A 5,632-nucleotide genomic window follows, 5' to 3' on the forward strand; every position below is an offset into this window, starting at 1 on the left:
CACTAAAAAACAAAATTCTCCGGCTCGAAAAAATGAGGTTATTCAACTAACATTGGAAAGAACCTTTTTTGAGATAGCATAAACATGGGGAGCATTTGGAGTATTTACAGTAATTGCAACCAAGTCGAATTTTTCGAAAATAATTGGTTCTGTATGTTCATCCAACAGCCTTATGTCATATTCTTTTGGGACGAATCCTGCAAGATATGGCATGGTCAGCTGCATAAAGTTGTTGAGCTGATATGCTCTGAATCTTTTAATTTCCGAGTTTTCAGGAGTAATCATTAATAATGTCGGCATAATATTATCAACCTTCCCGTTTATAAAAGCAACCATTTAAAGGGCTATTGCATGGGGTTGCGTTTTTGCGAAATCTATGAAAACAGACTATTGAGCGATTTCTTATAATTTTTCGATCATCTATCTGTTCAATATAAATATTATATTCTCCTAAATTTTCATTATATACTTGTACTTTACAAGCTCCAATCCAGTTACCGTAAATTTATTCTTTATATGTACCACCAGTATTATCTTTGCATAATGTACCGCACTTTTCAATTAATAGGCACTTTACTAATGTTTTGCATACCGGTCTATGTCTTGTTCCTTTAGGAATAATAATGAAATTTCCGGTATCCAGATCAATTATACTGTCGTCTAATTCAATTTGCATTTTCCCTTCTATTACATAAAACATTTCATCTGATTCTTCGTGAATATGAAAATCAAGAGTTCTATTTTCTGCCAATACAACATTCAACATATGGTCATTTCGCAATCATAAAATCTTTTTAGCTTTTCAATGTCTATTGAACAGAAGCAATCATTATAATCATTACCAAAGTCAATAAATACTTTATATTCATCATCTTTTGCTTGCATAGTTTTCACCCTCTTATTTTTTTACAAAGGAATCTTTATGGAATATATATTCTTCCGGTTTATTCGGTTTAAAGAACACTACAAAGAGCTTTTTATGTCTATCTGCTAAAAATACCGATTTTGCGCCAATGCTTTTATTAATATCTGAAGCATATACTTTGCCTTCTTTCAGCATATATATTTTTGCTTCGGGAATTGTGCCCAAAGTTGAAACAATTTCTTTCTTATCATCATCGTCCAAATCAATTTCAAATGTGTTTTTCCGTCTATCTGTATAATAGAATCTTCCGGATTTTCATCAACAAACCAATAAAACGCCTGAGTATAGTTTGTGCCTAATAAACCGTAAATCTTTAATGCCTTCTTTCCAAACACCTCAACTTCCTCAATCCCCATTAAGTCATGAGGTGTGTTTTCCATTGAAACTTCACCGATATAATAAGATTTTCCGTTTAAGGTAATTCCGCCTTTTAAAAATTCACTGTTTTCTTTTCTTCTCAAATAATACAGGGATGAAGAAACCCAATGGAGAGAAAAACGCAATATTTCCAACAATATTATAAAAAGTTATCGGATCGAATAAGCCGAAACCTCGTACCGTACCAATAATAGTACGGAAATTTTAATTCATAAATACTCATATAATCAGCATACTGAATCATTCTAACTTATCCAAGCCATTTGTGAGCTGCTTACAGTCCATTTGTCATTTTCTTTTTTGAGATCAAATATATTTCATATCTCCATTAAGACCTTCATCAATTGGCATAATTGAATCTAATGCCAATATGTAAATATCTGCAAGTTCAGTTCTATTATCAGTGCTGCTGTTATTAACAGAGTTATTGTCTATTATTTTCGAACAAGCTGTGATTGTAAATAATGACAGTACCGTTATTAAAATCAATATTTTTCTCATCATTGCACCCCTGTTATTTATATTTTATTCTTAATTCTATTCATTGCTTTTTTCTTTTGACTCCATCAGAATTTGATACGGATAGAAGTCAAACTTCTTATAAAAATCTATAACGGCCTCATTTCCAACGGCTACCACTAATCTTTTGGTTTTCACCATGTTATTATTCATCCATGTCAATGCGATACTCATTAATTTTGAAGCGATTCCCTTCCTTCTATAAGCCTCATTAACATATATTGATTCAATTTCCCCTATATTTTCTTTATCAATAACTGCTATACAGTAGCCTATATAATCTCCAGTATCTAAGTCTTTTGCACAAATTACTTTCAGTTGTCCGTCCTCCGACTTATTTTTAAACTCCCTTTTCCTCGATTCAAAATTTTGTGAAGAAAGCTTTGACGAAAAATAAGTTGAAATACTACTGTGATAATCTCGGGTATTTTCCCAAAGAGGCTTAACATATACCAGTAATTCTTCTTTTCCCTCTAGATATATAATATTCATATTATTTTCCTGCCTTGTATTAATGTTGTAAGTTTAAATTTTATAGAACTATAATATTTCCGCAATGCAACTTTATATATATCAATGCAAAAATACAGTCAGTTACTGTAAAGCTTTAAAATCAATTTCCAACATAATTGCATAAATTTATTATATCAAGTTGTTACCATAATAGACAAGATTTATTTTAAATGTATATAGGAAGCTCTTGTTAAGTAGGGAAAAATATTAACTGAGTACAAAACGCTATGGTTCATTTTTCCGTTTGCCTTCCCGGCCTCTTGATGTTACATTAGTATATATACAACTCATCAGCTTAAAATTGTACAACTCATACAAAACCTATCCCAGGGAGGTGTGTCCATGAGGGCACCGAATGAAATAAAAAGAGATATGAAATATCCGTCCCCCGAAGTAAAAACAAGATGTATGAATGAAGTTGCACGTTATTTAAGAGATGCATATAAATGTGGCATTTATTCCGAAGTACTTGAAAAACTTGCTTTAAGCAGATTCTATTTTGGAATAGACTCCAATGAACTGATGGAACTGCTTTCGAGAAAATATAAATGCAAAGAAATTTGCGATAAAACGAAACTTCTCAAGAAACTGTATATGGAAAAGTATGAAATTGAAGATGATGGAGATTTTCAAATACCGGCTAATTTTAAGTATAAATTTATTTGTGAACGGATAATAGGAAAGAATCTGAATTATGACAACATTACATGTGCGGATATCGATGATTTCATTGAAGGTATTGAATTAATAAAAATTCCCGGGGTTTTATATCCATTAATGTGGTTAACTCACGCAAAAAATGAGGAAGTATTTCTATATATCTATACAAAGCATGTTTTGCCTGCCTTTATCAAACTAAGCGAATCCGGAGATATAAATACATATAATGCCCTAAGTTCAATAATGTGCGGTTATATAGAAGAGCTGGTTATTTATGTGGGAGGTTTAGGAGAAGTATTTATCACCTCGATTCCGGGAAACACCACATGGAATGAAGTGATTATGAAATTCCAGAAGACCGGGGAATTTGAATGTATCCGGAAGGCGAATGAAAAGCTGAAAAAAGCAGACGGGATAGGTATGCATCTGTTAAAACTATATAAAAAGAACAAGAACATTCTCAAGAGTAAATATAAAGCCTATGTTACCAATTATTTTCCCATGTTTGCGGCTTTGGTTACTTTTGCGCTTTTGGGCGAAGAAAAAAACAAAGAAGCCGTTGAATTTATGATTGACAATTATTCCGACATAAACGAAGACAATTACCAATGTGCCTACGTGTTGATGCTCTTATTTAAGACAATTCTCCTTTGCGACAATTATGAATACATGAATATTTTATATGCGGATTTGCAGAAAGAAAAACTTTTGTATCAGAGAAATTACAAGGATATTTATGATACCGTGATTGGGTCATGTGAATTTATTGAAGAATTGTATCTGAAAATAAAAACACCGCCGGAAGATGGCTGTTTCGACTATCTAAAGCGCTTTGTAAAGGAAACGGTATTTGAAGAATGGGGTATGATTGAGGATATACGTAACATCAAAAATCAATATGCACATTCTCAGGACAAGGTCAAATCCGATATGTTCCGGCGGTTATACAGTGTAATGAGAGCCCTTTCCAACCCTGAAGGAATTTACATAGCCCTGATTGCTCAAACCTATGGGAAAAACTATAGGGATAATGAATTTATAAGAAATATACATCACGATGACAAGATATCCATGGTCATATCATGGGATGATGAGAACAGGGCAAAAAATCTTTTTTTGCGTTTGGGGGATGTTGACAGGGGAGCAACTTCTGTTAGAAACCGTTCGTTTTTCGAGAGAGTCGATATTGTTATCAAGGACATTTTGCTGGAAAAGCTGGATGCGGATATCGAAAGCATGCTGATGTCCATCAAGGAGCATAGGGAAAAGGCCAACTACCGGGGTAGGGAGGACGAATTCTTTACAGCAGTCGAACCCCGTATCCGGTCGCTGACAAAACGTATTTCCGCCAAATACATTGACCGTGAGCAAATAGTGGATTTTTTTGTTAAGCTTGACGACAAAGGCTGCTGGGACAAATTGGACGAAGAGTGCAAAAGCATGATGATTACATCCGAGATAGTTTATAGAACTCTGATTTCAAGAGGCGATGCTGAGAGTCTCGACTATTCTCCGTCTATGATTCCCCTTACCAAGGTGATTGAGTATATACTTAACGATATATACAATAAAATAAAATGCAATATTGTGTTTGATGGGCCGGGAATGAATATAGATTCAAATTCAGTCAGGTTTTTTAAAGACAAGAACGAGACTGAGCCTAAAGAGTGCCTTGAGATGGGGCCGGCAATAAGGGTTCTTAGTGACGGTTTTCTGAAGTCTTCCGGTAGAGGTCCTATTTACTCAAACTATTTTCTGCCGAAGGACAGATCCAGATTTGAAGAATGGAAGGGTAACTTCTATGTTGATTGGAGCGTATTGAAGGATTTTAAAGGGACAAAGCTAAATTGGAACAGTTTTGACAAAGAGCCTCTTGTCCAACAATTCGTACTGGGAGATGACGCGGAATACAACCGCAAGGTTTTATCGGAGCGTTGGAATACATCAAGAACAGCTATAGGAACAGAGTGCCCATAAGGATGGCATTGAGAAAGACAGAATGGAAAAATGCAGGGAAGACATGCTTATTGCACAGAAACTTATTTGGATGTTGATTTATATAATGAAGTCATTGCATCAATAAATGAAAACTCCGGAATACTCCGGTGTTAACATATTGACTTATACTCCTTGCTTAACGTCAAAGGATCCGGAACCCATACTAACGTATCAATTCCAGAAATCAAGGAACGATTGTCAGGATTGGTTGTATTTCCCATGTCTATATACCATCTGCACAAGCTTTAAATCTGTAATCAGGAAATTTTTCGTTCCACTCATGTATATTTACAACCTCAAAATTGTCAATTAAATTCTCTTTCATACCACTTAAATTTTTCTGCAAGCTAAAAGGGAGTCTGCTTTTTATTTTTCCTGCAAGATATTTTCTCAATACAGAGTCGGCCTTGGAGCATTCAATTACATAGTAGTATTTTTTTATCTTATTTTCACATCCTGTTTTATTATTAATATAGATCAAGCTATCATAATATTTTCTTGCAATCTTAACATAATGCTTGTCTTCCTTAATGCTGTTTTCAAAAGCCTGTGGATTAACTGCATTAGGAATATTAGAATTTTTATATTCCATAAATGCAATACTACTTTCCTGGATTATTATTAAATCTACATTATTTG

The 5,632-nt window shown here is 34.0% G+C and carries 8 protein-coding genes; 1 reads left to right on the forward strand and 7 read right to left on the reverse strand.

The genetic code is table 11. The features are described from left to right. Window positions 1-42 precede the first annotated feature (42 nt). The 6 genes from JCM21531_RS16505 to JCM21531_RS16525 all read right to left on the reverse strand — a co-directional run bounded on the left by JCM21531_RS16505 (window position 43) and on the right by JCM21531_RS16525 (window position 2,314). Complete coding sequence (locus JCM21531_RS16505) at window positions 43-336, reverse strand: hypothetical protein (protein ID WP_038291461.1); 294 nt, start codon at window positions 334-336, stop codon at window positions 43-45. A 169-nt stretch (window positions 337-505) separates the two neighbouring features. Then, entirely contained in the window at window positions 506-766 is a 261-nt protein-coding gene (locus JCM21531_RS16510; protein WP_094184846.1) for a cupin domain-containing protein, read from the reverse strand. After that, window positions 760-885, reverse strand: a complete 126-nt coding sequence (locus tag JCM21531_RS24125) for a hypothetical protein (RefSeq protein WP_279379110.1) — start codon at window positions 883-885, stop codon at window positions 760-762. The genes JCM21531_RS16510 and JCM21531_RS24125 overlap by 7 nt, the downstream gene beginning before the upstream one ends. A gap of 168 nt (window positions 886-1,053) precedes the next feature. Beyond that, window positions 1,054-1,437, reverse strand: coding sequence for a hypothetical protein (locus JCM21531_RS16515; RefSeq protein ID WP_243467876.1), 384 nt, complete (start codon window positions 1,435-1,437; stop codon window positions 1,054-1,056). 172 nt (window positions 1,438-1,609) lie between these two features. After that, window positions 1,610-1,807, reverse strand: coding sequence for a hypothetical protein (locus tag JCM21531_RS16520; RefSeq protein ID WP_131464566.1), 198 nt, complete (start codon window positions 1,805-1,807; stop codon window positions 1,610-1,612). Window positions 1,808-1,840: 33 nt separating this feature from the next. Next, window positions 1,841-2,314 carry a GNAT family N-acetyltransferase gene (locus JCM21531_RS16525; protein ID WP_038291464.1) on the reverse strand — a complete coding sequence of 158 codons (474 nt, stop codon included), beginning with the start codon at window positions 2,312-2,314 and terminating at the stop codon, window positions 1,841-1,843. Window positions 2,315-2,677: 363 nt separating this feature from the next. Here JCM21531_RS16525 and JCM21531_RS16530 point away from each other — a divergent pair, with 363 nt between their 5' ends. Beyond that, window positions 2,678-4,972, forward strand: a complete 2,295-nt coding sequence (locus JCM21531_RS16530; RefSeq protein WP_243467877.1) for a hypothetical protein — start codon at window positions 2,678-2,680, stop codon at window positions 4,970-4,972. A 244-nt stretch (window positions 4,973-5,216) separates the two neighbouring features. Here JCM21531_RS16530 and JCM21531_RS19065 read toward each other — a convergent pair. After that, a partial coding sequence (locus tag JCM21531_RS19065) for a hypothetical protein (RefSeq protein WP_054847173.1) occupies window positions 5,217-5,632 on the reverse strand: 416 nt, incomplete at its 5' end.

This window comes from Acetivibrio straminisolvens JCM 21531 (assembly GCF_000521465.1).
Lineage (GTDB): Bacteria > Bacillota > Clostridia > Acetivibrionales > Acetivibrionaceae > Hungateiclostridium > Hungateiclostridium straminisolvens.

What these genes read in the sequence shown, in the direction of transcription:
- JCM21531_RS16505 (WP_038291461.1), bottom strand. Translation starts at nt 336, where the DNA reads ATGGTTGCTTTTATAAACGGGAAGGTTGATAATATTATGCCGACATTA.
- JCM21531_RS16510 (WP_094184846.1), bottom strand. Translation starts at nt 766, where the DNA reads ATGTTGAATGTTGTATTGGCAGAAAATAGAACTCTTGATTTTCATATT.
- JCM21531_RS24125 (WP_279379110.1), bottom strand. Translation starts at nt 885, where the DNA reads ATGCAAGCAAAAGATGATGAATATAAAGTATTTATTGACTTTGGTAAT.
- JCM21531_RS16520 (WP_131464566.1), bottom strand. Translation starts at nt 1,807, where the DNA reads ATGATGAGAAAAATATTGATTTTAATAACGGTACTGTCATTATTTACA.
- JCM21531_RS16525 (WP_038291464.1), bottom strand. Translation starts at nt 2,314, where the DNA reads ATGAATATTATATATCTAGAGGGAAAAGAAGAATTACTGGTATATGTT.
- JCM21531_RS16530 (WP_243467877.1), top strand. Translation starts at nt 2,678, where the DNA reads ATGAGGGCACCGAATGAAATAAAAAGAGATATGAAATATCCGTCCCCC.